This window comes from Pseudomonas sp. GW822-FHT02G04, from assembly GCF_058802085.1.
Genome location: NZ_JBXANU010000003.1, coordinates 205,400 through 229,395, shown reverse-complemented (window position 1 = coordinate 229,395; position 23,996 = coordinate 205,400). Strand labels below are relative to the sequence as shown.

At 59.8% G+C, this 23,996-nt stretch carries 24 protein-coding genes; 15 read left to right on the top strand and 9 right to left on the bottom strand.

Features of this window, described 5'->3' with window-relative positions; all coding sequences use genetic code 11:
* Window positions 1–6 precede the first annotated feature (6 nt).
* The 3 genes from AC1RO5_RS05855 (at window position 7) to AC1RO5_RS05845 (ending at window position 2,066) form a co-directional block, all read left to right on the top strand.
* Complete coding sequence (locus AC1RO5_RS05855; RefSeq protein WP_493173508.1) at window positions 7–1,089, top strand: 5-(carboxyamino)imidazole ribonucleotide synthase; 1,083 nt, start codon at window positions 7–9, stop codon at window positions 1,087–1,089.
* 106 nt (window positions 1,090–1,195) lie between these two features.
* Window positions 1,196–1,441, top strand: coding sequence for a GlsB/YeaQ/YmgE family stress response membrane protein (locus tag AC1RO5_RS05850; protein ID WP_007934492.1), 246 nt, complete (start codon window positions 1,196–1,198; stop codon window positions 1,439–1,441).
* Window positions 1,442–1,529: 88 nt separating this feature from the next.
* Window positions 1,530–2,066 (top strand): DUF3299 domain-containing protein, encoded by a 537-nt coding sequence (locus AC1RO5_RS05845; protein WP_493173506.1) that lies wholly within the window; start codon window positions 1,530–1,532, stop codon window positions 2,064–2,066.
* An 84-nt stretch (window positions 2,067–2,150) separates the two neighbouring features.
* On the opposite strand, the gene AC1RO5_RS05840 is transcribed toward AC1RO5_RS05845, so the two are convergent.
* Together AC1RO5_RS05840 and AC1RO5_RS05835 are read right to left on the bottom strand one after the other, a co-directional pair.
* Window positions 2,151–3,050 (bottom strand): D-hexose-6-phosphate mutarotase, encoded by a 900-nt coding sequence (locus AC1RO5_RS05840; protein ID WP_493173504.1) that lies wholly within the window; start codon window positions 3,048–3,050, stop codon window positions 2,151–2,153.
* Window positions 3,051–3,123: 73 nt separating this feature from the next.
* Window positions 3,124–3,528, bottom strand: coding sequence for an acyl-CoA thioesterase (locus AC1RO5_RS05835; RefSeq protein ID WP_007896491.1), 405 nt, complete (start codon window positions 3,526–3,528; stop codon window positions 3,124–3,126).
* Between the two features lie 508 nt (window positions 3,529–4,036).
* Between AC1RO5_RS05835 and AC1RO5_RS05830 the strand changes: the two genes are divergently transcribed.
* Window positions 4,037–5,335, top strand: a complete 1,299-nt coding sequence (locus tag AC1RO5_RS05830) for an MFS transporter (RefSeq protein ID WP_493173502.1) — start codon at window positions 4,037–4,039, stop codon at window positions 5,333–5,335.
* Between the two features lie 13 nt (window positions 5,336–5,348).
* Here the strand turns inward: AC1RO5_RS05830 and AC1RO5_RS05825 are convergent, their stop codons facing one another.
* Both AC1RO5_RS05825 and AC1RO5_RS05820 read right to left on the bottom strand, forming a co-directional pair.
* Window positions 5,349–5,840, bottom strand: coding sequence for a PIN domain-containing protein (locus tag AC1RO5_RS05825; protein WP_493173500.1), 492 nt, complete (start codon window positions 5,838–5,840; stop codon window positions 5,349–5,351).
* Entirely contained in the window at window positions 5,837–6,895 is a 1,059-nt protein-coding gene (locus AC1RO5_RS05820; RefSeq protein WP_493173498.1) for a helix-turn-helix domain-containing protein, read from the bottom strand. The genes AC1RO5_RS05825 and AC1RO5_RS05820 overlap by 4 nt, the downstream gene beginning before the upstream one ends.
* A gap of 187 nt (window positions 6,896–7,082) precedes the next feature.
* Here AC1RO5_RS05820 and AC1RO5_RS05815 point away from each other — a divergent pair, with 187 nt between their 5' ends.
* The 7 genes from AC1RO5_RS05815 to AC1RO5_RS05785 all read left to right on the top strand — a co-directional run bounded on the left by AC1RO5_RS05815 (window position 7,083) and on the right by AC1RO5_RS05785 (window position 16,196).
* Window positions 7,083–8,084 carry a phosphate ABC transporter substrate-binding protein PstS gene (locus AC1RO5_RS05815; RefSeq protein ID WP_007934498.1) on the top strand — a complete coding sequence of 334 codons (1,002 nt, stop codon included), beginning with the start codon at window positions 7,083–7,085 and terminating at the stop codon, window positions 8,082–8,084.
* 417 nt (window positions 8,085–8,501) lie between these two features.
* On the top strand, window positions 8,502–10,535 hold the full coding sequence (locus tag AC1RO5_RS05810; protein ID WP_493173842.1) for an ABC transporter permease subunit: 2,034 nt from the start codon (window positions 8,502–8,504) through the stop codon (window positions 10,533–10,535).
* 15 nt (window positions 10,536–10,550) lie between these two features.
* Window positions 10,551–12,221, top strand: coding sequence for a phosphate ABC transporter permease PstA (pstA, locus tag AC1RO5_RS05805; protein WP_493173495.1), 1,671 nt, complete (start codon window positions 10,551–10,553; stop codon window positions 12,219–12,221).
* 93 nt (window positions 12,222–12,314) lie between these two features.
* Window positions 12,315–13,148 carry a phosphate ABC transporter ATP-binding protein PstB gene (gene pstB, locus AC1RO5_RS05800; protein ID WP_007934504.1) on the top strand — a complete coding sequence of 278 codons (834 nt, stop codon included), beginning with the start codon at window positions 12,315–12,317 and terminating at the stop codon, window positions 13,146–13,148.
* Window positions 13,149–13,219: 71 nt separating this feature from the next.
* Window positions 13,220–13,981 (top strand): phosphate signaling complex protein PhoU, encoded by a 762-nt coding sequence (phoU, locus tag AC1RO5_RS05795; RefSeq protein ID WP_007934507.1) that lies wholly within the window; start codon window positions 13,220–13,222, stop codon window positions 13,979–13,981.
* Between the two features lie 181 nt (window positions 13,982–14,162).
* On the top strand, window positions 14,163–15,113 hold the full coding sequence (locus AC1RO5_RS05790) for a response regulator (protein ID WP_493173493.1): 951 nt from the start codon (window positions 14,163–14,165) through the stop codon (window positions 15,111–15,113).
* A 186-nt stretch (window positions 15,114–15,299) separates the two neighbouring features.
* Complete coding sequence (locus tag AC1RO5_RS05785) at window positions 15,300–16,196, top strand: peptidoglycan DD-metalloendopeptidase family protein (protein ID WP_493173491.1); 897 nt, start codon at window positions 15,300–15,302, stop codon at window positions 16,194–16,196.
* A 172-nt stretch (window positions 16,197–16,368) separates the two neighbouring features.
* Here AC1RO5_RS05785 and AC1RO5_RS05780 read toward each other — a convergent pair whose 3' ends face one another.
* The 3 genes from AC1RO5_RS05780 to phoB form a co-directional block, all read right to left on the bottom strand.
* Window positions 16,369–17,709, bottom strand: coding sequence for a hemolysin family protein (locus AC1RO5_RS05780; RefSeq protein ID WP_007934513.1), 1,341 nt, complete (start codon window positions 17,707–17,709; stop codon window positions 16,369–16,371).
* Window positions 17,710–17,832: 123 nt separating this feature from the next.
* A complete protein-coding gene (gene phoR / locus AC1RO5_RS05775; protein WP_493173840.1) occupies window positions 17,833–19,119 on the bottom strand; it encodes a phosphate regulon sensor histidine kinase PhoR in 1,287 nt (428 codons plus the stop codon).
* Window positions 19,120–19,194: 75 nt separating this feature from the next.
* Window positions 19,195–19,884, bottom strand: a complete 690-nt coding sequence (phoB, locus tag AC1RO5_RS05770; RefSeq protein WP_003229608.1) for a phosphate regulon transcriptional regulator PhoB — start codon at window positions 19,882–19,884, stop codon at window positions 19,195–19,197.
* Window positions 19,885–20,036: 152 nt separating this feature from the next.
* Between phoB and AC1RO5_RS05765 the strand changes: the two genes are divergently transcribed.
* A complete protein-coding gene (locus tag AC1RO5_RS05765; protein WP_019651310.1) occupies window positions 20,037–20,420 on the top strand; it encodes a COG4315 family predicted lipoprotein in 384 nt (127 codons plus the stop codon).
* Window positions 20,421–20,508: 88 nt separating this feature from the next.
* Here the strand turns inward: AC1RO5_RS05765 and ubiA are convergent, their stop codons facing one another.
* Window positions 20,509–21,399 (bottom strand): 4-hydroxybenzoate octaprenyltransferase, encoded by an 891-nt coding sequence (gene ubiA, locus AC1RO5_RS05760; RefSeq protein WP_493173488.1) that lies wholly within the window; start codon window positions 21,397–21,399, stop codon window positions 20,509–20,511.
* Window positions 21,399–21,962 carry a chorismate--pyruvate lyase family protein gene (locus AC1RO5_RS05755; protein WP_493173486.1) on the bottom strand — a complete coding sequence of 188 codons (564 nt, stop codon included), beginning with the start codon at window positions 21,960–21,962 and terminating at the stop codon, window positions 21,399–21,401. The genes ubiA and AC1RO5_RS05755 overlap by 1 nt, the downstream gene beginning before the upstream one ends.
* A 200-nt stretch (window positions 21,963–22,162) precedes the next feature.
* Here AC1RO5_RS05755 and AC1RO5_RS05750 point away from each other — a divergent pair, with 200 nt between their 5' ends.
* From AC1RO5_RS05750 to AC1RO5_RS05740, 3 genes are all read left to right on the top strand, one after another.
* Window positions 22,163–22,330 carry a rubredoxin gene (locus AC1RO5_RS05750; RefSeq protein WP_007896465.1) on the top strand — a complete coding sequence of 56 codons (168 nt, stop codon included), beginning with the start codon at window positions 22,163–22,165 and terminating at the stop codon, window positions 22,328–22,330.
* Window positions 22,331–22,349: 19 nt separating this feature from the next.
* Window positions 22,350–23,498: an NAD(P)/FAD-dependent oxidoreductase gene (locus AC1RO5_RS05745; protein ID WP_493173484.1), complete on the top strand. Its 1,149-nt coding sequence runs from the start codon at window positions 22,350–22,352 to the stop codon at window positions 23,496–23,498.
* Between the two features lie 192 nt (window positions 23,499–23,690).
* Window positions 23,691–23,966, top strand: coding sequence for an HU family DNA-binding protein (locus AC1RO5_RS05740; RefSeq protein WP_003213368.1), 276 nt, complete (start codon window positions 23,691–23,693; stop codon window positions 23,964–23,966).
* Window positions 23,967–23,996 lie beyond the last annotated feature (30 nt).

Below are 23,996 nucleotides of genomic sequence, written 5' to 3'. Positions count from 1 at the left end.
TTGACGATGAAGATCGGTGTAATCGGTGGCGGCCAGTTGGGTCGCATGTTGGCGCTGGCGGGCACTCCGCTGGGCATGAACTTCGCTTTCCTGGACCCGGCGCCGGATGCTTGCGCAGCCGCATTGGGCGAACACCTGCGGGCCGATTACGGCGATCAGGATCACCTGCGTCAGTTGGCCGATGAAGTCGATCTGGTGACCTTCGAGTTCGAAAGCGTCCCGGCCGAAACCGTGGCCTTCCTGTCGCAATTCGTTCCGGTGTACCCGAGCGCCGAAGCGCTGCGCATCGCCCGCGATCGCTGGTTCGAGAAGAGCATGTTCAAGGAACTGGGAATTCCGACCCCTGCGTTCGCCGACATCCAGTCCCAAGCCGATCTGGACGCCGCCGTGGCTGCCATCGGCCTGCCGGCCGTGCTGAAAACCCGCACCCTGGGTTACGACGGCAAGGGCCAGAAAGTCCTGCGCAAGCCTGAAGACGTGGTCGGTACCTTCGCCGAACTGGGCAGCGTTGCGTGCCTGCTGGAAGGCTTCGTGCCGTTCACCGGCGAAGTCTCGCTGATCGCCGTGCGCGCTCGCGATGGCGAAACGAAGTTCTATCCGCTGGTGCACAACACCCATGACAGCGGCATCCTCAAGCTGTCCGTGGCCAGCACCGATCACCCGTTGCAAGCGTTGGCTGAAGACTACTCCAGCCGGGTACTCAAGCAACTGGACTACGTCGGCGTGATGGCGTTCGAGTTCTTCGAAGTCGACGGTGGCCTCAAGGCCAACGAGATCGCCCCGCGTGTGCACAACTCCGGGCACTGGACCACCGAAGGTGCCGAGTGCAGTCAGTTCGAAAACCACCTGCGAGCCGTTGCCGGTCTGCCGCTGGGTTCGACGGCCAAGGTCGGTGAAAGCGCGATGCTCAACTTCATCGGTAAAGTACCGGACACCGAGAAAGTCCTGGCCATTGCCGATTGCCATCTGCATCACTACGGCAAGGCCTTCAAGGTCGGCCGCAAGGTCGGTCATGCCAACCTGCGTTGTGCTGATCGGGCGACGCTCGCTGCGCAGATCCTCAAGGTCGAAGCGCTGATTGCCGAATAGTTTCATGTAGCAGCGGCGGAACCTTCCGAGGCCGCCGTTCTCTGATGGCAGGATGCCAAAGTCTGTCTAGGCTTTGACATAGCCAACCTAATCAGAGGGAAATGCCATGGGAATTATCGGAACCATCTTTATCGGCTTGATCGTCGGCCTGCTGGCTCGGTTTCTGAAACCGGGCGATGACAGCATGGGCTGGATCATGACCATCCTGCTCGGTATCGGCGGTTCACTGGCGGCCACTTACGGCGGCCAGGCCCTGGGCATCTACCATGCGGGTCAGGGCGCAGGTTTCATCGGTGCACTGGTGGGCGCGGTGATATTGCTGGTGATCTACGGCCTGATCAAAAAGAACTGATTCAAGCGACAAAGCCCTCTCTGCGCCAACACCGGAGAGGGCTAGAATGCTTGGCGTTCCAACGTCCTTTCCTTTGCCGAGCACCTTCATGCGCCGTCTTCTGTTGACTCTTCTCTTCCTGGGCAGTGGTTTGGCCCATGCCGGCGAACTGCCGGAAACCGACTGGCTCGAACTGATGCCCAAGTCGGACCAGAAGGCCCTCGAGGCCATGCCCGAAATCGATCACAACTCCCCGGAAGCCAATGGCACCTTTACCCAAAAGGGTGGCATGAAGCAGAGCAAGGGCTTGCCGGCGGTGATGTATTCGACCAAGACCGTGCCGTCGATGAACGACAAGCACATCCGCATCGGCGGTTATCCGGTACCACTGGAATCCGACGCCAAGGGCCGCAGCACGTTGTTCTTCCTCGTGCCGTACCCGGGCGCCTGCATCCACGTGCCACCACCGCCGCCTAACCAACTGGTGCTGGTGCGTTATCCCAAAGGCCTGAAGCTGAATGACATCTACACCCCGCTGTGGGTGACCGGCACGCTGAAGATCGAGAAGGTCAACAACGACCTGGCAGATGCGGCGTATGCGCTGGATGCGGCGCAGGTGCGGGCGGTCAAAGAGTCGGATTTGTAAGCACGGTTACCGCAAAAAAAGATCGCAGCCTGCGGCAGCGCCCACAGGCGCGTAGGAGCTGCCGAAGGCTGCGATCTTGTGTTCTTAAAGCGGTTTGCTGGCGACACTCACGCCCAGGGTATGGCTAGCCCCCGGCGCCAGCGTCACCACATCATCCATCACATTCGCCGTTTCAATGCACAACATGCGCTGCCAGCCGTCGTCAGCCATGTCGCTGAACGCTGCGGCGCGGTCGATCCACGGGTTCCAGATCACCGCCGAGCGCGAACCGCTGCTGGTCAGTTCAATGCGTCGTTCCCAGTGCGGGTCAACGATGCTCAGCGTCGGCGGGGTATTCAGATAGATGCGGTCGGTCTCACCGGTAAAGCGCAGATCGCCGGTCTGAGTGACGGTTTTCCAGTCGTCCAGCGTCTCGATGTAACTCAAGCCATCCAGCCCTTCAACGTGCACGTTGCGCACATCGCTGACCGCGAAATAGCTGTGCAGCGCCTGGCTGATCGTGACGGGTTCAGCGCCGTTGTTTTCGCTCGTCAGGCTGATGTGCAACTGCTCATCCAGGCGAATGCTCAGCTTCAAGCCCACCTGATGCGGCCAGCCTGGCAGGCCGCCTTCGGGGTAGGGCAGGACGAACTCCACCTTCAGGCTTACGCCCTCGGTTTCGATGCCGCCCAGTTCCCAGTCCATCGCCCGCACCAGACCGTGAGCGGTCGGCGGTTCCTGGCTGACGCGCATGGCCTGGACACTCTGCGGGTTGCGCGACAGATTGCCGAACCACGGCCAGCACACCGGCACGCCGGCACGAATAGCTTTGCCGGTCTTGAACACCGCCTCGTCGTTGAGCCAGATCAGCGGCGGTTGGCCGGCCAGTTGATAACTGAGGATGTGCGCGCCTTGCTGGGCCACCAGCAATTCGGCCTGACCGTGGCGGATGCGCCAGCAGTTCAGTTCATCCAGTTTCACGGCTTCGACGGTGGGCGTGCTCATGGGGCGACTCTCAATCAGGAACAATGACTGCTATGGACCGCAAAACGGTCACCGCGTTTAACGAGCGCCTTGTTTAACGAGCTCTGGGCGGAACCGAACGAGTGCGGCCGCTGCCGTCGATGGCGACGAACACAAATACGGCTTCGGTGACTTTACGCCATTCGCTGGACAGCGGATCGTCGCTCCAGACTTCGACCATCATCTGAATCGAGCTGCGACCGATTTCCAGGGCCTGGGTATAGAAGGAGAGCTGAGCGCCCACCGCCACCGGCACCAGAAACGCCATGCGATCGATCGCAACGGTGGCCACGCGACCACCAGCAACCTTGCTGGCCATTGCGGTGCCGGCCAAATCCATCTGCGCCACCAGCCAGCCGCCGAAAATATCGCCAAAGCCGTTGGTTTCACGCGGAAGCGCGGTAATTTGCAGGGCCAGGTCGCCTTGCGGGATTGGATCTTCTTGTTCGAGCTCTATCATGCCGGGGGTGCCTCTGACCCGTGACTCTTCGTGTGTATAGCGGGTGAATAGCCGTCTTACGGCTCCGCGCGCAAAGTGCCTGCGCTCGGTCATGCTGCGTTAAAAACAGGCTCGGACGCTCATTTACAGCAGTAAACTCCGCGTCCTCGCCTGTTTTTGCCTTGCCTGACCTTCGCTCGGCGACTTTGCGCACTGGAGCCTTGGAAAAACGATTCAGCCCCGAACATACTACGTTCGTCACGTTTTTCGTAAGGCGCCTAAAGGGAAACTCTGCGAAATCGGCTGACAGGTGCCAACGACGGTTTCGCACAGCAACCCCTTACAAACCGTTGCAACGTTGTGAGTATATCGGTCGATAGACTCCGAGACGACCATCCGGTTCTCATTTCGACCGTCAAATACGCACCTCTATGTGCTTTTTCGAACAATTTGCTATCGTGCCGAACCTGCCCAAGCCTCCGCCAGCGTTGTTGAGGTTGCAGATCCGACTATAAGAGAAGCCCTTGCCATGACCACAGCGCCCTCGAGCATCGCGCAACCAGCCCAACCTGCACGTCCGCTGACCCGCAACGACTACAAGACCTTGTCGCTGTCTGCCCTGGGCGGCGCGCTGGAATTTTACGACTTCATCATCTTTGTGTTCTTCGCCACGGTGGTCGGCAAACTGTTCTTCCCCGCCGACATGCCCGAGTGGCTGCGCCTGATGCAGACATTCGGCATCTTCGCCGCCGGTTACCTGGCCCGGCCGCTGGGCGGCATCGTCATGGCGCACTTCGGTGACCTGCTGGGACGCAAGAAGATGTTCACACTGAGCATTTTCATGATGGCAGTGCCGACCCTGATCATGGGCTTGCTGCCAACTTATGCGCAGATAGGTATGTGGGCGCCGATCCTGTTGCTGTTGATGCGGGTGATCCAGGGGGCAGCGATTGGCGGCGAAGTGCCGGGAGCCTGGGTATTCGTTTCCGAACACGTACCGCAACGGCATATCGGTTATGCCTGCGGCACGCTGACCAGCGGTCTGACTGCCGGCATTCTTTTGGGCTCGTTGGTCGCCACGGCGATCAACAGCCTCTATACGCCGGTGGAAGTGTCGGATTACGCCTGGCGGATCCCGTTCCTGCTGGGCGGCGTGTTTGGCCTGTTCTCGGTCTACCTGCGCCGCTGGCTGCACGAAACCCCGGTATTTGCCGAACTGCAATTGCGTAAAGCCTTGGCCGAAGAAGTGCCGCTGCGCGCTGTGCTGCGTGACCATCGCGGTGCGATTCTGATTTCCATGCTGCTGACCTGGTTGCTGTCCGCCGGGATCATCGTGGTCATCCTGATGACCCCGACCGTGCTGCAGACCGTCTACCACTTCCCGCCGACTACCGCGTTGCAGGCCAACAGCCTGGCCATCGTGTTCCTGAGCCTGGGCTGTGTGGCCTCCGGTGCACTGGCTGACCGCTTTGGTGCCGGTCGGGTGTTTGTGTTCGGTAGCGCGTTGCTGCTCCTGACCTCGTGGACCTTCTATCACAGCCTGTTCAATCACCCCGACTGGCTGTTCCCGATGTACGCCCTGACCGGTTTGCTGGTCGGCACCATCGGTGCGGTGCCGTACGTGATGGTCAAAGCCTTCCCGGCGGTGGTGCGTTTCAGCGGTCTGTCGTTTTCCTACAACCTGGCCTACGCCATCTTCGGCGGCCTGACCCCGATGGTCGTCACCCTGCTGCTCAAGGAAAGCCCGATGGGGCCGGCGTATTACGTGGCGATTATTTGCGGGGTCGGGATTCTGGTGGGGGCGTATCTTTGGAAAAAAGGACGGTAACAACGGTTGGATGTTAATGCTTTCGCCAGTGCGAAAGCCTTGCATCACATTCTCCAGGCGGTAAACGTGCCCCATGTTCGAGCATGTTATCCAAGGCATCCGCAGCGTGTGCTGGTGGAACAACTTGGTGCTCGACCATTAGGTCGAGTAGCCAGAGCGCCCCGTGGACCTGCAAGCCATCTCGTTGAGCCTGGCGTCTGAGCTTGCTGTCTCCGGTCAGTAACGGTCGACCTGTCTCCTGCGCGAGCAAATAACAGGAGACATCCGCCAGTGAACTGTTGTTGTGCTCTACCTTGAGGCTGAAAAGTCGAGCCACTCCGGGGCCATCGAAAGATTCGACAATCAACCCTTGGGCGAGCAATTCGTCATGGGGAAAGTCCTCCAGTTCATCCATCACGAAATCGGTGCAGCAAAGTGTGAACGGAAGTCTGAACATCTGTTCCAGCAATCCAGCGTTTCTGAAATCGATCCAGATATTTGTATCGCTGATGTAGATCAGACTCATGCACTCTCCAATGAGCCTAGGAAGTTTGGGTCAAGGGCGCTCACTGGCTTACGTAAAAGTTCGGCTGCGCGGGATTTGGTGATCAACCCCTCTGCCAATCCCCAAAACACCAACGATTCAAAACGTTGTGGTGGCTTACAGGGCATGGGTTCTGGCTCAGCCTTGCGCCAGCCGTTCGCGCTGAATTGGATGGTTAGAGATTTGTAACCCGCATCGCTAAGCAGGTTCAGATCCTTGAGGCGCCGTAGTGCTGCGTGCATCGAAATCCCGTATTGGCGCTTGGCGATGAGTAACTCGCGCGGATGAATCCGTGAACGTGGATGGCTGCCGAAGTCGCTGGTGACGCCTTTTGCCGGGTAGAGGAATGCACCTGCAAATCGATGACAGCAGTTTTCCTTGTCTCTCTCAGGCATATCGTCGGGTAGCTGCATGACCCAATGGCCAAGCTCGTGGGCAGCGGTGAAGCGTATACGTTCACCTGGACGCTCGGCATTTAACGCGATCAAGACATGGCGCCCGTCTCCGGTAGCTGCGCAGGCCCCATCGAAATCATCCGGCCCCATGAGCATCGCTACCTTGATGCTGTGCTCTTCTAACTGCTCGGTCAGATTAGCGATGGGGTCGCTACCAATTCCCCAGAAATCCCGAAGTAACTCGGCGGCGTGCTCGGCCTCTTCAATAGAGGAAACGGGCAGCATTTGAGCCGGAGTGCTTGGAGTCTGGATGTCCGCTGGGTCGAAACATTCCTCCAGAGCCATGTAGCGCTCAAGGTGTTCACGAATCTGCTCTTCGACTTGCACCTGACGGTATCTGGGCATTTTCGCAAGCTTGCGAAACTCCAACGGCGCAAGCGGGATGGCGTCCGCGCGGAAAAAGTACTCAGGATTGACCTCCAATACTTTTGCCATTTGCAGCAGGCGCGAGGAGTTCGGGGTGCTTAACCCTTTTTCGTATTTGCTGAGGGCTTGCTTGGTAATGTCGCCAAGCTGGAGCGCCAGCGCCTCCAAGGACATGCCACGCAGAAGGCGAGCGCGGCGGATTCGGTCATTAATCATGGGTTCCTCTCGTGGTTGACAAGACTATATTTTAGTTCTTATTTGTCAACCTTCTCAGAGAGTCAGAATGTATCCGGCAATTGAATACTGGCCTTTCATCCAATTGTCATATTTCAGCCATAGAGTGTTCACACGGCCTGCTGATACTTGGCCCCGACTTAACACACCTATCTGCTAGGAGTAAGGCATGAAACTGAAGCGTTTGATGGCGGCAATGACTTTTGTCGCTGCTGGCGTTGCGACTGCCAACGCGGTTGCCGCTGTTGACCCTGCTATCCCGAGCTACACCAAGACCACTGGTGTGTCGGGCAACCTGTCCAGCGTCGGCTCCGATACCCTGGCCAACCTCATGACCCTGTGGGCTGAGAACTACAAAAAAGAATACCCGAACGTAAACATCCAGATTCAGGCCGCTGGTTCCGCCACCGCGCCACCTGCGCTGACTGAAGGCACCTCCAACCTGGGCCCGATGAGCCGCAAGATGAAGGACACCGAACTGGCGGCCTTCGAGCAGAAGTACGGCTACAAGCCAACCGCTATCCCGGTTGCCGTGGACGCCCTGGCTGTGTTCGTGCACAAAGACAACCCGATTCAGCACCTGACCATGGAACAAGTCGACGCGATCTTCTCCTCGACTCGTCTGTGCGGCGCTAAAACTGACGTGAAAACCTGGGGCGACCTGGGTGTGACCGGTGACCTGGCCAACAAGCCAGTACAACTGTTCGGTCGTAACTCGGTATCCGGCACTTATGGCTACTTCAAAGAAGAAGCCCTGTGCAAAGGCGACTACAAGCCAAACGTCAACGAACAACCAGGCTCGGCGTCGGTCGTGCAGTCGATCAGCTCCTCGCTGAACGGCATCGGTTACTCGGGCATCGGCTACAAGACCGCCAGCGTGAAGACCGTGGCCCTGTCCAAGAAAGGCAGCACTGAATTCATCGAAGACACCGAAGAAAACGCCCTGAACGGCAAGTATCCGCTGTCGCGTTTCCTCTACGTTTACGTCAACAAGGCCCCGAACAAGCCTCTGGCCCCGCTGGAAGCCGAGTTCGTGAAACTGGTCCTGTCTAAACAAGGCCAGGAAGTTGTAGTGAAAGACGGCTACATCCCACTGCCAGCCAAGGTTGCTGCAAAAGCACTGGCTGACCTGGGTCTGGCGGAAGGCGGCGCTGAAGTCGCAAAAAAGTAAAACCCTAGGTCCGGGGTAAACCCGGACCTGTGTAGGAGCTGACGAGGGAACCTCGACAGCTCCTACGCCCCCCAAATTTCCGATCCACTGCCAGTTTCCACCGGCGGCGGATTTGTTGCGTCACTGCATTGTCATCTTTCTGTCATACAGGATCGCTAGGGTGTGCGCATGAATGATCTGGCCAACTCCACCATGACTACAAATCCCCCCAAGCGAATTGACTTCAATACGCCTGAGCTGCACCGCAAGCGCCGCATCCGTGCGCTGAAAGATCGCCTGACCCGCTGGTACGTCCTCGTCGGCGGCCTCGCCGTCCTCGGCGCGATCACCCTGATCTTCTTCTTCCTCGGTTACGTCGTCGCACCTTTGTTCCAGGGTGCCAATCTGACCGCCAAAGACGCCATTACACCCGCCTGGATGCAAGACGCCGGCAAGCCTTTGATGATCTCCCTCGAAGAACAGAACCAGGTCGCGATGCGGGTTTCCGACAAGGGCCAGGCGTTGTTCTTTGATATCGACAGCGGCGCCGAGCTGCGCCGCGTTGACCTGCCGATTCCGGCCGGCACCAGCGTGACCTCCATCGGTGAAGATCAGCCCGGCCATCCATTGGTCGCAGTGGGGTTGTCCAACGGTCAGGTACTGGTGTTCCGCCATACCTATAAAGTCAGCTACCCGGACGGCAAGAAAACCATCTCGCCGGCCATCGAATACCCGTACGGCGAAACGCCAATCGTGCTGAATGAGGCAGGCGGCGCTCTGGAACACGTCAGCCTCAACGCCACCGATTCGACCCTGCTGCTGGCTGGCTCCACCGGTGCGCAACTGCATGTCATCTCGCTGAGCAGCGAAGAAAACATGATGACCGGCGAAGTCACCAACGAGCAGAAGCGCATTGACCTGCCGCAAATGACCGAGCCAGTGAAGAACATCTTCGTCGACCCGCGTCAGCAGTGGCTGTACGTGGTCAACGGTCGCGCTCAAGCCGATGTGTTCAGCCTGCGCGACAAGAGTCTTAACGGTCGCTACAAATTGCTCGAAAACGGCGATGCCGAGATTACTGCCAGCACCCAGTTGGTGGGTGGTATCTCACTGATCCTCGGCGACTCCAAGGGCGGTCTCGCCCAGTGGTTCATGGCTCGCGATCACGATGGCGAACTGCGCCTGAAGCAAATCCGCACCTTCCAGATGGGCGCTGCGCCGATTGTTGAAATCACCGCCGAAGAACGTCGCAAAGGCTTCGTTGCCCTTGATGCGTCCGGCAAGCTCGGCGTGTTCCACAGCACCGCGCACCGCACTTTGCTGGTGGATCAGGTGGTTGACGGCCAAGGCCTGTTCGGCCTGTCACCACGGGCCAACCGCGTGATCGTGGAGCAGGGCGGCAAGCTGCAACCGTTGCTGCTCGACAACCCGCACCCGGAAGTTTCCTGGAGCGCGTTGTGGAGCAAAGTCTGGTACGAGAACTACGACGAGCCTAAATACGTCTGGCAATCGACTGCCGCCAACACCGACTTCGAACCCAAGCTGAGCCTCTCGCCGCTGACCTTCGGTACCCTGAAAGCCGCGTTCTACGCCATGCTGCTGGCTGCGCCGCTGGCTGTCGCCGCAGCGATCTATACCGCGTATTTCATGGCCCCGGGCATGCGTCGCAAGGTCAAGCCGGTGATCGAGCTGATGGAAGCGATGCCTACGGTGATCCTCGGCTTCTTCGCCGGCCTGTTCCTCGCACCGTATGTAGAAGGGCATTTGCCGGGCATCTTCAGCCTGCTGATGCTCCTGCCGATCGGCATTCTGGTGGCGGGTTTCGTCTTCAGTCGCCTGCCTGAGTCGATCCGCCTGAAAGTGCCGGACGGTTGGGAAAGCGCGATCCTGATTCCAGTGATTCTGTTCGTGGGTTGGCTGTCGCTGTACATGAGCCCGTACATGGAAACCTGGTTCTTCGGCGGCGACATGCGCATGTGGATCTCCCACGACCTGGGCATCACCTACGACCAGCGCAACGCTCTGGTGGTCGGCCTGGCCATGGGTTTTGCGGTCATCCCGAACATCTACTCCATTGCCGAAGACGCCGTGTTCAGCGTGCCGCGCGGCCTGACCCTCGGCTCCCTGGCCCTCGGTGCCACGCCGTGGCAGACCATGACTCGCGTAGTGATTCTCACCGCCAGCCCGGGCATCTTCTCGGCGCTGATGATCGGCATGGGCCGCGCGGTCGGTGAAACCATGATCGTGCTGATGGCCACCGGTAACACCCCGGTCATGGAAATGAACCTGTTCGAAGGCCTGCGCACATTGGCAGCCAACGTCGCGGTGGAAATGCCCGAATCGGAAGTCGGCGGCAGCCACTACCGCGTGCTGTTCCTCTCGGCGCTGGTGCTGTTGCTGTTCACCTTCGTCATGAACACCCTCGCGGAACTGATTCGTCAGCGTCTGCGCAAGAAATACTCGTCGCTTTAAGAAAGGTAGAAGTCTGTGAAACAGAACTCCCTGAATGGATGGTTCAAGAGCGGCGCCCCAGGCGTCTGGATCAGCGGTGGCGCGGTGTCCATTGCGGTCATCATGACCATTGGCCTGCTGGCGGTGATTGCCGTGCGCGGTCTGGGTCACTTCTGGCCGGCGGACTTGGTCCACGCCAGTTATGACGTGCCGGGCCAGGCCAATCACCTGGTCATCGGCGAAGTGGTGCAGAAGGAAGAAGTGCCACGCGAGCGTCTGAAAAGCGCTGGCCTGCCGGTGCCCGATCAGGGCCCGGAGTTCATGACCCGCGAGCTGATCAAGGTCGGCAACCGCGATCTGAACGGCACTGACTTCACCTGGATTGTCGGCGAGTGGCTGACCAACCAGAAGACTCCGCCAGAGCTGATGACCATCGAGCGTCGCGAGTGGGGCAACTTCTACGGTTACCTGGTCAACGTCAAACAGGATGGCAAGGTCATCGCTGAAGGCGAAGCCGCATGGCCTGAGTTGCAGGCCCGTGTCGATCGCGTCAACCAGCTGGCTGGGCAGCTCAAGAGCCTGGAAAAAACCGATATTGGTGCGATCAACGCAGGCCTTGAACGTGTGCGTCTGCACGGTCGCAAGCTGGAACTGGCCGGCCGTCTCGACGCTGCGGCGCAAGCGGACCTGGAGTCCGAGCGCGCCGAGTTGAATGCCCGTTATCAGGAAGTCGAAGCGCGACTGAACGACCTGCACGCGCAGTTCAACCGCGACAGCCTGACGGCTCGCGACGCGAACGGTAAAGAGATCGAAATCGGCATCGGCAAAGTGGTTCACGCCTACCAGCCGAACGCCATGAGTACGTTCACCAAGATCGGTTTCTACTTCAGCAAGGTCTGGGAGTTCCTCAGCGACGACCCGCGTGAAGCCAACACCGAAGGCGGGATTTTCCCGGCGATTTTCGGCACCGTGATGATGACCCTGATCATGGCAATGATCGTGACGCCGTTCGGCGTGCTGGCGGCGGTCTACCTGCGTGAATACGCCAAGCAAAACACCCTGACCCGAGTGATCCGCATCGCGGTGAACAACCTGGCAGGTGTTCCGGCGATCGTTTACGGCGTGTTCGGCCTGGGCTTCTTCGTCTATGTACTGGGCGGCTCGGTCGACCGGTTGTTCTTCCCTGAAGCGCTGCCGGCGCCGACCTTCGGTACACCAGGTTTGCTCTGGGCTTCCCTGACCCTGGCGCTACTGGCTGTGCCGGTGGTGATCGTGGCCACCGAAGAAGGTCTGGCGCGGATTCCTCGCACCGTGCGCGAAGGTTCGTTGGCCCTCGGCGCGACCAAGGCCGAGACCTTGTGGAAGATCGTGCTGCCAATGGCCAGCCCGGCCATGATGACCGGCATGATTCTCGCCGTGGCCCGCGCCGCCGGTGAAGTGGCGCCGCTGATGCTGGTGGGCGTGGTGAAACTGGCGCCGTCGCTGCCGGTGGATGGCAACTACCCGTACCTGCACCTGGACCAGAAGATCATGCACCTGGGCTTCCATATCTATGACGTCGGCTTCCAGAGCCCGAACGTCGAAGCCGCGCGACCGCTGGTGTACGCCACGGCGCTGCTGCTGGTGCTGGTGATCGCGACATTGAACCTGTCGGCCGTTTATATCCGTAACCATCTGCGCGAGAAGTACAAGGCGCTGGATAGTTAATTACCGCCGCTCCTACAGAGCGGCGACACCGCTGGCCCATCTTGTGAGGCCAGCGGCTCACTGAACCGAATTTGTTAGCACAGGGAGCCTCCCATGCAGCACGAAGCACACACTCACGGCATCAACATGTCGGCCCTGGGCCGCGACAAGCAGAGCCTGAGTCTCGAGCAGGAAACCGTGGCCATCGAAGTGCCGGGGCTGAGCCTGTTCTACGGCGAAAAACAAGCGCTGTACGACGTCAGCATGAACATCCCGAAACAGCGCGTGACCGCCTTCATCGGCCCGTCCGGCTGCGGCAAGTCCACGCTGCTGCGTACCTTCAACCGCATGAATGACCTGGTGGACGGCTGCCGCGTCGAAGGTGCGATCAACCTCTACGGCAACAACATCTACCGCAAGGGCGAGGACGTGGCCGAGCTGCGTCGTCGCGTCGGCATGGTGTTCCAGAAGCCCAACCCGTTCCCGAAAACCATCTATGAAAACGTGGTTTATGGCTTGCGCATCCAGGGCATCAACAAAAAGCGCATCCTCGACGAAGCCGTCGAGTGGGCGTTGAAAGGCGCGGCGCTGTGGGATGAAGTCAAGGATCGTCTGCACGAGTCGGCACTCGGTCTGTCCGGCGGTCAGCAGCAACGTCTGGTGATTGCCCGCACCATCGCCGTGGAGCCGGAAGTGCTGCTGCTCGACGAACCGTGCTCGGCCCTCGACCCGATCTCCACGCTGAAAGTCGAAGAGCTGATCTACGAACTGAAATCCAAGTTCACCATTGTTATCGTGACCCACAACATGCAACAGGCCGCGCGGGTTTCCGACTACACGGCGTTCATGTATATGGGCAAACTGGTGGAGTTCGGCGACACCGACACCCTGTTCACCAATCCGGCGAAGAAGCAGACCGAAGACTACATCACCGGTCGTTACGGCTAGTAAGCGGTTGTTGCTTAATGAACTGACGCTGCGGTCCACCGCACCTTACCGGACGCTCCAAGGACGCCAACATGATTAGTAAAGAAGGCCTTACCCATCACATCTCCCAGCAGTTCAACGCTGAGCTCGAGGAAGTGCGCAGCCACCTCCTGGCCATGGGCGGGCTGGTCGAGAAGCAGGTCAACGACGCGGTCACCGCGCTGATCGAGGCCGACTCCGGCCTGGCCCAGCAAGTGCGCGAGGTCGACGACCAGATCAACCAGATGGAACGCAACATCGACGAAGAATGCCTGCGCATTCTGGCCCGTCGTCAGCCGGCGGCGTCGGACTTGCGTCTGATCATCAGCATCTCCAAATCGGTGATCGACCTCGAGCGTATCGGCGACGAAGCCACCAAGATCGCCCGTCGCGCCATTCAGTTGTGCGAAGAAGGCGAAGCGCCGCGCGGTTATGTCGAGGTTCGCCACATCGGCGACCAGGTGCGCAACATGGTTCGCGATGCCCTGGACGCGTTTGCCCGCTTTGACGCCGACCTGGCACTGTCGGTGGCGCAGTATGACAAGATCATCGACCGCGAATACAAGACTGCGCTGCGCGAACTGGCCACCTACATGATGGAAGACCCGCGCTCTATCTCGCGGGTCTTGAGCATTATCTGGGTGCTGCGTTCCCTGGAGCGGATCGGCGACCACGCGCGCAATATCTCGGAACTGGTGATTTACCTGGTGCGCGGTACCGACGTACGTCACCTGGGCCTCAAGCGCATGAAGGAAGAAGTGGAAGGCACAAGTGCCGAAACCGCTAATGTTCCGGACAAAGCTGACGATAAGTAAGGTTGCCCAAGAAAAAGCGCCCGGCCCCTTGGCCGGGCGTTTTTGTTTGGGTGGCTTTCGAATCGAAAAGCCGAATTGAAAAGCAGCACCCGCGAACGAAAAGTCCCGGCGTGACTGAAGAGTTTTGGCAAAGTGCCATCAGCCAGCGTTATGCTTGCCGGGATTTTTAAAGGGGTGTTGGATGAGCAAGATCAGTGTGTTGGTCGTGGACGATGCGTCGTTCATTCGTGACCTGGTAAAAAAGTGCCTGCGCAACTACTTCCCCGGGATCCGGACCGAAGATGCAGTCAACGGTAAAAAGGCCCAGGCCATGCTGGCCAAGGAAGCGTTCGACCTGGTCCTGTGTGACTGGGAAATGCCGGAAATGTCTGGCCTTGAGCTGCTGACCTGGTGCCGCGAGCAGGACAACCTCAAGACCATGCCGTTCGTGATGGTGACCAGCCGTGGCGACAAAGAGAACGTGGTCCAGGCGATCCAGGCCGGGGTTTCCGGCTATGTCAGCAAACCGTTCACCAACGAGCAGCTGCTGACCAAGGTCAAGCAGGCGCTGAACAAGGTTGGCAAGCTCGACACCTTGATGAACAGCGCGCCGACCAAAATGAACTCGGCGTTCGGCAACGATTCCCTGAGCGCATTGACTGGCGGCAAAGCGGCGGTGGTCGCACCCTCGGCTGCAGTGGTCAACCCGTTCGCCAAACCTGCTGCCGCCGCGCCAGCCCCGGCTGCGGCGCCGTCTCGCGGCCTGCTCAACAACCCGCCGGTGAAGGCGCCTGCCGCTGCTTCCGCATCAGCTGGCGGTCGTGGCCAAGGCCAACTGCGCCTGTCGAGCGGTACTCAGCAGTGCGTGATCAAGGCCTTGAGCATCAAGGAAGCGTTGTTGGTGGTGAAACGCACCGACACCTTGCCGCAAGTCCTCGACAACGCCGTACTCGACCTGGAGCAGGGCGACAACGCCGAAACTGCCCGTCTTAACGGCTACTTGCACGCCATCGTCGCCCACGAGCCGAAGCCGGACAGCGAGTGGCTGCAACTGACGTTCCGCTTTGTCGACCAGGATGCACAGAAGCTCGACTACATCTCCCGCCTGATCGCCCGTGGCACCGCGCAGAAGCACTTCGTACCGGGTGCGTAATCTTCGCTCCTAAAAGATCGCAGCCTTCGGCAGCTCCTACAGGTGAAACACAATGCCTGTGTAGGAGCTGCCGCAGGCTGCGATCTTTTGTTTTTGCTTTCCGCCCATTTTGAAACATCTGTCGACTACGCAGGTCCATTTCTGCTGCTAGGCTCCTTCCCAGGCCTACTCAACAGAATTTTGCCCATGCTCGCGCGCCTGCTGTTTTTCTGTGGTCTTTTCATGGCCTCCACCTCGGCTGTGGCCATGACGATCTACAGGTCCACTGATGCCAGTGGCGTGGTCTCTTACAGTGACCGCCCCACCAAAGGTGCGAAGGTGTTCGTTTTTCGCGACCGAATGGTCGAACACCTTGAGCGGCAGGTGTACCTCGACATCAAGAGGATGAATGGCATCGACAGCGTGTTCGTGCGCAATGACCTGTATGCGCCGGTCGAGATCGAGCTGAGTTTCGACGGGCTGCAGAACGTAAGCGGTGCGCCGAGCCGACCGATCCGGCGGGTGATGCCGGCGCGCAGTAACCTTCGTCTGGCCCTGCTCACGCCGACGAAGGCTGGAAGGCCGATCGTGTATAACCCAAGGTTCGCATACTCCCTGGGCGACCCCTCAGGGGCTGCCATGGCCTATCGATATCCGTTGCCCTGGCGTGGCGGTCCGTTTCGGCTGACCCAGGGCGCCAACGGTCAATACAGCCATTATGGGCCGAAGAACCGTTACGCGATGGACATTGCCATGCCCGAAGGCACGCCGATCATCGCTGCGCGCGGCGGGGTGGTGGTGAAAACCGAGAATGGCCAGACCGGGCGCGGCAACGATCCGTCGGGCAATTTCGTACGGGTGCTGCACGATGACGGGACCATGGGCGTGTACCTGCACCTCAAAAAGGGTTCAGTCTGCGTACGGGAAGGTCAGCGGGTGGTGGTGGGCAGTGCGCTGGCGCTGTCGGGCAATACCGGCAATAGCAGCGGCCCGCACCTGCACTTCGTGGTGCAGCGCAATACCGGATTGGGGCTGGTGTCGATTCCGTACCAGTTCAATCAACCGGTGGGGGCGTTGCCCAACTTTGCGTTGGGCAAGAAGTGAAGGCAACCAGGACTGTGGCGAGGGAGCTTGCTCCCGCTCGGCTGCGCAGCAGTCGCCATTCAGCCAACGCGGTCTGCCTGAGTAAACGCGGCAGCCGGTTTTGGGGCCGCTCCGCAGCCCAACGGGGGCAAGCCCCCTCACCACAAAAGCCCGCTCACCACCGAAAGCACGCTTAATCCAGCATCAACACTTTGGCCAATATGATCTTCGGCCCTTTCATCTTTTTGATGATGATCCGCAAACCTTCGACTTCCAGTACTTCTTCCTCTTCCGGCACCCGTTTCAGGGTTTCGTAGACCAGCCCTGCGAGGGTTTCGGCCTCGATGTGGTCCAGGTCGATGCCCAGCAGGCGTTCCACCTTGAACAGCGGCGTATCGCCGCGCACCAGCAGCTTGCCCGGCTGATACGCGAGGATCCCGCGTTCAGCCTTGCGGTGTTCGTCCTGAATGTCGCCCACCAGCACTTCCAGCACGTCTTCCATGGTCAGGTAGCCGATGATGTTGCCGTCGGCTTCCTCGACCACGGCGAAGTGCGAGCCGCCCTTGCGGAACTGTTCCAGGAGTTGCGACAGCGGCATATGCCGCGACACGCGCTCCAGCGGCCGGGTCAGTTCGGCGAGGTTGAACGACTCGGGAATGTGATCCAGGGCAGCCAGTTCCAGCAGCAGATCCTTGATGTGCAGCAGGCCGACGAACTCCTGGCGCTCGCTGTCGTACACCGGGTAGCGGCTGAACTTGTGGCGGCGGAACAACGCCAGGATTTCCTTGAGTGGAGCGTTGAACTCAAGCGTGACCAGGTCTTCTCGGGAGTTAGCCCAGTCGACCACTTCCAGCTCGCCCATTTCCACCGCCGAGGCCAGTACGCGCATGCCTTGGTCGCTCGGGTCCTGGCCACGGCTGGAGTGCAGGATCAGTTTCAGTTCTTCACGGCTGTAATGGTGCTCGTGGTGTGGGCCGGGCTCACCTTGCCCGGCGATGCGCAGGATCTGGTTGGCGCTGGCGTTGAGCAGGTAGATGGCCGGGTACATGGCCCAGTAGAACAAGTACAGCGGCACCGCCGTCCACAGCGACAGCAACTCGGGTTTGCGGATGGCCCAGGATTTCGGCGCCAGCTCACCGACCACGATGTGCAGGTACGAAATGATGAAGAACGCCGTGAAGAACGAAACCGCCTTGACCACTTCAGCGGAATCTACGCCCACGGCACTCAGCACAGGCTCCAGGAGGTGCGCGAACGCCGGTTCACCGACCCAACCCAGGCCGAGAGAAGCGAGGGTGATACCCAATTGGCACGCTGACAGGTAAGCATCGAGCTGACTGTGTACGGTGCGCAGGATATGTCCGCGCCAGCCGTGCTGTTCAGCGATGGCTTCGACCCGGGTCGAGCGCAGTTTGACCATGGCAAATTCTGCCGCAACGAAAAAGCCGTTGAGCAAAACCAGGATCAGAGCAAAAAGAATCATGCCGAAGTCGGCGAATATTGTTGCGAGGGTCAAGCCAGGGGAAGGGTCCATGATGGAGTTTTGCGGGTTCCGTGTATTCAAAAGGAAAGAAAAAAGTGCGCCTGAAGGGCAGGCACAAGTCAGCCAATGTAGCGGCTGACTGGTCGATTGCCTAGTGGTGAGTGCTAGTCGGTATCAGTCCGCTGCACTGATGACGCGGGATTTGCTGACCTGGGCCGGCGCGAAATGGCAGGTAAACGTGCTGCCATGCCCCGGCACACTGCTGATTTCCATGCGTGCCCGGTGGCGCAGCAACACGTGCTTGACGATGGCCAGGCCCAGCCCGGTGCCACCAGTGTTGGAGTTGCGACTGGAATCGACGCGGTAGAAGCGTTCAGTCAGGCGCGGCAGGTGCTTGCTGTCGATGCCGATTCCCGAATCCTGCACGCTCAGGTGTGCGCCTTGCTCGTCACCCCACCAGCGAATGCGGATATTGCCCTCGGCCGGGGTGTATTTCACCGCGTTGAACACCAGATTGGAAAACGCACTGCGCAGTTCGGCTTCGCTGCCCTTGAGCAGAATCGTCGGGTCGGCTTCGAGGGTGATGCGCTGATTTTTCTGACCCGACAGCTGCTGAGCATCGCTCTTGATCGATTGCAGCAGGCTGTCGATGGACACTGGTTGGTTGTCCGACGGGTAATCGGTGGCTTCCAGTTTGGCCAGCAGCAGCAAATCGTTAAGCAAGGTCTGCATGCGCCCGCCTTGCTGCTGCATTTGCTGCAGGGCACGGGTCCAGCGTGGATTCACTTCCTCGACGTTATCGAGCAGGGTTTCCAGGTAGCCGCAAATCACTGTCAGGGGCGTACGCAGCTCGTGGGACACGTTGGCGATAAAGTCTTTGCGCATCTGCTCCAGCTGATGGATACGCGTCACGTCGCGCACCAGCATCAAGTGTTCGTTGTTGCCGTAGCGGGTGATGTATAGCTGAATGCGCAGGCGATCGTTGATCGGCGACGGAATTTCCAACGGCTCGGCGTAGCTGTCCTGCTCGAAGTATTCCTTGAAGCGCGGATGGCGCACCAGGTTGGTCACCGGTTGGCCGCTGTCCTGAGGGGTCTTGAGACCCAGCAGGGTTTCGGCGGCGCGGTTCCACCACTCAAGGTTACCGTCGCTGTCGAGCATGATCACTGCGTCTTTCAGCGCGGCGGTGGATTCCTGGACCCGGTCGATCACCGCTTGCAGGCGCCCGCGTACCCGTTGGTCGCGGCGTTGCAGGTGATAGATGCTGTCGAACACTTCGCCCCACAGGCCATAGCCGTCGGGCGGTGCTTCATCGGGTTGGTGCAGGCGCAGCCATTCGTGCAGGCGCAGCAGCTGTTTGAGGGTCCAGGTCAGGTAAACACCCAGGCCCACGGCGAGGCTCCAGCCGTAGTAGCCGGAGATCAGGCCGATCACCAAACAGGCGGTGACCAGCAACAGCATGTGGCGAATCAGGGTGCCATGCCAGTTTTGGTTCACGGAAAATATGCGTCCTTGTCAGCGAGTCTGGCGGTCGGCTCAGGCCTTGGTGGAAAACCGGTAGCCGGTGCCGCGCACGGTTTGTACCAGATTTTCGTAGGCATCGCCGAGGGCTTTGCGCAGGCGACGGATGTGCACGTCGACGGTGCGCTCTTCGACGTAGACATTGCCGCCCCAGACCTGATCCAGCAACTGGCCACGGGTGTAGGCACGTTCCTGGTGGGTCATGAAGAATTGCAGCAAGCGGTACTCGGTCGGGCCCATCTCGGCGGGTCTGCCGTCGATGGTCACGCGGTGGCTGATCGGGTCCAGCAGCAGGCCGCCGACTTCGATCGGTGCTTCGCCATCGGTCGGGCCGGCGCGGCGCAGCACGGCTTTGAGGCGTGCAACCAGCTCGCGGGGGGAAAACGGTTTGGTGATGTAGTCGTCGGCACCGACTTCCAGGCCCTGGATCTTGTTGTCTTCCTCGCCCTTGGCGGTGAGCATGATGATCGGGATATCCCCCGTCAGCTCATCGCGCTTGAGGCGGCGGGCCAACTCGATGCCGGAGGTGCCGGGCAGCATCCAGTCGAGCAGAATCAGGTCCGGTTTGCGGTCGACGATAATGGCATGAGCCTGCTGGGAGTTCTCCGCCTCCAGGCAGTCATAGCCGGCCATTTCCAACGCAACGGCGATCATTTCGCGAATGGGCGCTTCGTCGTCGACGATCAGAATGCTCCTGCCAACCATGCCTTAATCCTCTTGTCATTTAACTGTCTTGCGCCGCATTAGATAACGGAATTATTGCAGTCGTGTGACAGTATTTTAGCCGCCCTGCGATTGTCGCGATCCTGAACTAAGCTCTAATTCCGAATCCTGACAACCACAAGAGGAAGGTTTCCATGAATCACATTGTTCAATCCTGGAAGGTCCTGCTGGTCACGGCTGCGCTAACGCTGCCGTCCCTGGCCTTCGCGGCAGAACCGGCCATGATGAAAGACGGGATGATGGTCGATCACAAGGGCATGACGGTTTACACATACGACAAGGACTCAGGCGGTAAGTCGATGTGCAACGGTGAGTGCGCTGAATACTGGCCGCCAATGATGGCGCCGGCGGGCGCCAAGCCCGAAGGCAAGTGGAGCACGATCAAGCGTGACGACGGTAAGATGCAGTGGGCCTATGATGGCAAGCCGCTTTACACCTTCATGAAGGACAAAAAACCCGGTGACATGGCAGGCGACAATATGAAGAACGTCTGGCACATCATGCGCGAGCATAAATAAGCGATTCGCCTGCGCCGTAAACAGTTCGCGGCCTGCAGTCGCTCCATCCCCCTGTTGGAGCTGGCACAGGCTGCGATCTTTCCAACGGTCAACGCAACGCGTAATCCAGCACAATCCCCACGAAAATCGCCAATCCCGCCCAGTGGTTATGCAAAAACGCCTGGAAGCAGCGCATCCGGTCCTTGCTACGGGTGTACCAGAACTCCCACGCAAAACAGCCCGCCGCCACCAGCAACCCAAGGTGGAACCAGCCGCCGAGATGGAATTTCGAACCCGCCAGCAACAGGCAACCCAGCGCCAGGCCTTGCAAGGTCAGAATGATCACCCTGTCGGCTTCGCCAAACAGGATCGCGGTGGATTTCACCCCGATCTTCAGGTCATCGTCGCGGTCGGTCATGGCGTAATAGGTGTCGTAGCCCACGGTCCACAGCAAATTGGCGATCCACAGTAACCAGGCTGTCGCCGGCAATTCACCGGTCTCGGCGGTGAACGCCATCGGCATGCCCCAGGAGAACGCCGCGCCCAGCACCACTTGCGGGTAATAGGTATAGCGCTTCATGAACGGATAACTGGACGCCAGGGCCAGGCCGCCCAGCGATAGCCAGACAGTCGCTGCGTTGGTGCACAACACCAGCAAGAAACTCACGCCCATCAGCACCGCGAAGAACACCAAGGCTTCCTTTGAGCTGATCTTGCCGCTCACCAGTGGCCGTAGCTCGGTGCGTTTCACATGGCCATCGACCTTGCGGTCCGCCCAATCGTTGATCACGCAACCACCGGCCCGGGTCAGCACCACGCCGAGCACGAAGATCACGATATTGGCCAGTGATGGCGAACCTTCCCCGGCAATCCACAGCGCCCACAGCGTCGGCCACAGCAGCAGGTAAATGCCGATCGGCTTGTCCATGCGGGTCAGTTGAATGAAATCCCAGGCCCGAGGATTCACGCGGTTCAGGGACTTGAGCAGGTTCTGGTACATCAGCAGTTCTCCGGATGCGCGCGGGCGGCGCTCCACAGGGTCGGCAGGAAAATCTCGGCCACCAGCACGCTCAGAGCGCCACGGTCGAAACGCGAGCGCCGGCCCCACAGTTCAGGCGCCTGAGCCTCCATCGGCAACCATGCTTGAGGATAGTGACAAACCTCGATGGCCCGGCGCTGAAACGCCCGATCGCAAAACAGCAATTCACCCAGAGAGCGGCTGCCCAGCTCATCCATGTGCAATCCGTCGCCTTGTAGCGCGCTACGCGCTGCCACGCTGCGGGCAAACACCCAGGCTTCACCGTGGCCGCGCAGATACACCTCGCGCACCCAGCCTTCACTACCTTCGGCCAGCCCCAGTGCGGCACATTCGTCGGCGCGCAGCGATTGCCAGCCTTCGAACAGCGGCGTGACGCTGAAACCGTCATTCGACAAACGGGTCAGGCGTCGGGTCAGCGACCCTTCATCGAACAACCAATCGAGCGTAGACGTGTCGGGGAGGGGCGTCAGTTGGCTTTGTGGGAGCCAGAGCGGCGTCGGGGAGGGGGCTTTTGAGTGCGGCACAGTGAGTCATTATTGGCAGCAAATGAGGCGGGGAGCTTACCATGTCAGGCGGCGATTTTGATTGATCCGGCCTGCCGTTACGCCGAACAGGCTTGCATCTGCCGGGCCCGATCAGTACAAAACGCCCTGAGCCGGACGGCAACGCTTCACCCATCGACCGTTAGTGCCGGCAAAAGCCTGAATTCCGAGGAAATACCTGAATGAAAAAGTGGCAATGTGTGGTCTGCGGCCTGATCTATAACGAAGCCGAGGGCTGGCCGGACGACGGTATTGCGGCAGGCACACCGTGGCAGGACGTGCCGGAAGACTGGCTGTGCCCGGACTGCGGCGTAGGCAAAATGGATTTCGAAATGATTGAAATCAACTAAGACAAGCAAGGAGCTAGGAATGAACGCACCTGTCGTGATCGTCGGCACTGGGCTGGCTGGCTACAACCTGGCCCGGGAGTTTCGCAAACTCGATGGCGAAACCCCGCTGCTGTTGATTACCGCAGATGACGGACGCTCCTACTCCAAGCCGATGCTTTCCACCGGCTTCGGCAAGAATAAAGACGCCGATGGCCTGAGCATGGCCGAACCAGGCGCCATGGCCGAGCAATTGAAGGCCGAAGTGCGCACTCACACGCGCATCAGCGGCATCGATCCGGGCCACAAGCGCCTGTGGATCGGCGAAGAATCGGTGATCTACCGTGACCTGATCCTGGCCTGGGGCGCGGAAACCGTGCGGGTGCCGATCGAAGGCGACGCGGCCGATGCCGTTTTCCCGATCAACGACCTTGAAGACTACGCACGCTTTCGCGCGGCGGCGGCCGGCAAGCGTCGGGTGTTGCTGCTGGGCGCCGGTTTGATCGGCTGCGAATTCGCCAACGACCTGATTCTCGGTGGCTACGAAGTGCAACTGGTTGCCCCCTGCGAACAAGTCATGCCGACCTTGCTCCACCCGGCGGCGGCCGCTGCGGTCCAGGCCGGCCTGGAAAGCCTGGGCGCGCGCTTCCACCTCGGGCCGGTGCTCAATCGCTTGCAACGAGTGGCAGACGGCCTGGAAGCGCATCTGTCCGACGGCCAGGTCATCCCTTGCGACGTGGTGGTGTCGGCCATCGGTCTGCGTCCGCGCATCGACCTGGCGGCTGCGGCAGGGGTGCAGGTCAATCGTGGCGTGGTGGTCGACCGCCACCTGAAAACCTCTCACGCCAACATCTACGCCCTGGGCGATTGCGCCGAGGTCGACGGGCTGAATCTGTTGTACGTCATGCCCCTCATGAGCTGTGCGAGAGCGCTGGCCCAGACCCTCGCCGGAAACCCTACGGCGGTGAGTTATGGCCCGATGCCGATCACTGTGAAAACCCCGGTCTGCCCATTGGTGGTTTCGCCGCCGCCACGGGGCGCGGAGGGCGTCTGGACGGTCGAAGGGCAGGGCGCTGACATCAAAGTGCTATGCCGCGACAGCACCGGCAAATTGCTGGGCTATGCCCTGACCGGCGCGGCGGTGATGGAAAAACTCGCCCTGAACAAAGAACTTCCGGCCCTGTTGGCGTAAATGCCGGTCGTTCTGTCGGAATCACCCCGTTTTTGCCCCCACAAAGGTCGCGGGGAGACTGGCGCCGCTCTTGCGCGCATGCCATCCTCATTCCCGTCTGCCGCAGAGTAGAGCACCTGCGGCGCCTTGGGCGCTGTTCCAACGAGAACAGCACGGACATAACAACAAAAAACCGTCAAAGGGGCTTCACTCATGCGTAAACCAGAACTCGCCGCTGCCATCGCGGAAAAAGCAGATCTCACCAAAGAACAGGCCAATCGCGTTCTCAACGCCGTTCTCGAAGAAATCACCGGCGCTCTGCATCGCAAGGATAGCGTCACGCTGGTGGGCTTCGGCACCTTCCTGCAACGCCATCGCGGTGCTCGCACCGGCAAAAACCCGCAAACCGGTGAGCCGGTGAAGATCAAGGCCAGCAATACTGTTGCGTTCAAGCCGGGCAAGTCGTTGAAGGACAGCGTTAATCCGTAATTGCGGCGAACTTCCTGAACAATGGGGAGA

What these genes read in the sequence shown, in the direction of transcription:
- AC1RO5_RS05855 (WP_493173508.1), top strand. Translation starts at nt 7, where the DNA reads ATGAAGATCGGTGTAATCGGTGGCGGCCAGTTGGGTCGCATGTTGGCG.
- AC1RO5_RS05850 (WP_007934492.1), top strand. Translation starts at nt 1,196, where the DNA reads ATGGGAATTATCGGAACCATCTTTATCGGCTTGATCGTCGGCCTGCTG.
- AC1RO5_RS05845 (WP_493173506.1), top strand. Translation starts at nt 1,530, where the DNA reads ATGCGCCGTCTTCTGTTGACTCTTCTCTTCCTGGGCAGTGGTTTGGCC.
- AC1RO5_RS05840 (WP_493173504.1), bottom strand. Translation starts at nt 3,050, where the DNA reads ATGAGCACGCCCACCGTCGAAGCCGTGAAACTGGATGAACTGAACTGC.
- AC1RO5_RS05835 (WP_007896491.1), bottom strand. Translation starts at nt 3,528, where the DNA reads ATGATAGAGCTCGAACAAGAAGATCCAATCCCGCAAGGCGACCTGGCC.
- AC1RO5_RS05830 (WP_493173502.1), top strand. Translation starts at nt 4,037, where the DNA reads ATGACCACAGCGCCCTCGAGCATCGCGCAACCAGCCCAACCTGCACGT.
- AC1RO5_RS05825 (WP_493173500.1), bottom strand. Translation starts at nt 5,840, where the DNA reads ATGAGTCTGATCTACATCAGCGATACAAATATCTGGATCGATTTCAGA.
- AC1RO5_RS05820 (WP_493173498.1), bottom strand. Translation starts at nt 6,895, where the DNA reads ATGATTAATGACCGAATCCGCCGCGCTCGCCTTCTGCGTGGCATGTCC.
- AC1RO5_RS05815 (WP_007934498.1), top strand. Translation starts at nt 7,083, where the DNA reads ATGAAACTGAAGCGTTTGATGGCGGCAATGACTTTTGTCGCTGCTGGC.
- AC1RO5_RS05810 (WP_493173842.1), top strand. Translation starts at nt 8,502, where the DNA reads ATGCAAGACGCCGGCAAGCCTTTGATGATCTCCCTCGAAGAACAGAAC.
- pstB (WP_007934504.1), top strand. Translation starts at nt 12,315, where the DNA reads ATGCAGCACGAAGCACACACTCACGGCATCAACATGTCGGCCCTGGGC.
- phoU (WP_007934507.1), top strand. Translation starts at nt 13,220, where the DNA reads ATGATTAGTAAAGAAGGCCTTACCCATCACATCTCCCAGCAGTTCAAC.
- AC1RO5_RS05790 (WP_493173493.1), top strand. Translation starts at nt 14,163, where the DNA reads ATGAGCAAGATCAGTGTGTTGGTCGTGGACGATGCGTCGTTCATTCGT.
- AC1RO5_RS05785 (WP_493173491.1), top strand. Translation starts at nt 15,300, where the DNA reads ATGCTCGCGCGCCTGCTGTTTTTCTGTGGTCTTTTCATGGCCTCCACC.
- AC1RO5_RS05780 (WP_007934513.1), bottom strand. Translation starts at nt 17,709, where the DNA reads ATGGACCCTTCCCCTGGCTTGACCCTCGCAACAATATTCGCCGACTTC.
- phoR (WP_493173840.1), bottom strand. Translation starts at nt 19,119, where the DNA reads ATGCTGTTGCTGGTCACCGCCTGTTTGGTGATCGGCCTGATCTCCGGC.
- phoB (WP_003229608.1), bottom strand. Translation starts at nt 19,884, where the DNA reads ATGGTTGGCAGGAGCATTCTGATCGTCGACGACGAAGCGCCCATTCGC.
- AC1RO5_RS05765 (WP_019651310.1), top strand. Translation starts at nt 20,037, where the DNA reads ATGAATCACATTGTTCAATCCTGGAAGGTCCTGCTGGTCACGGCTGCG.
- ubiA (WP_493173488.1), bottom strand. Translation starts at nt 21,399, where the DNA reads ATGTACCAGAACCTGCTCAAGTCCCTGAACCGCGTGAATCCTCGGGCC.
- AC1RO5_RS05750 (WP_007896465.1), top strand. Translation starts at nt 22,163, where the DNA reads ATGAAAAAGTGGCAATGTGTGGTCTGCGGCCTGATCTATAACGAAGCC.
- AC1RO5_RS05745 (WP_493173484.1), top strand. Translation starts at nt 22,350, where the DNA reads ATGAACGCACCTGTCGTGATCGTCGGCACTGGGCTGGCTGGCTACAAC.
- AC1RO5_RS05740 (WP_003213368.1), top strand. Translation starts at nt 23,691, where the DNA reads ATGCGTAAACCAGAACTCGCCGCTGCCATCGCGGAAAAAGCAGATCTC.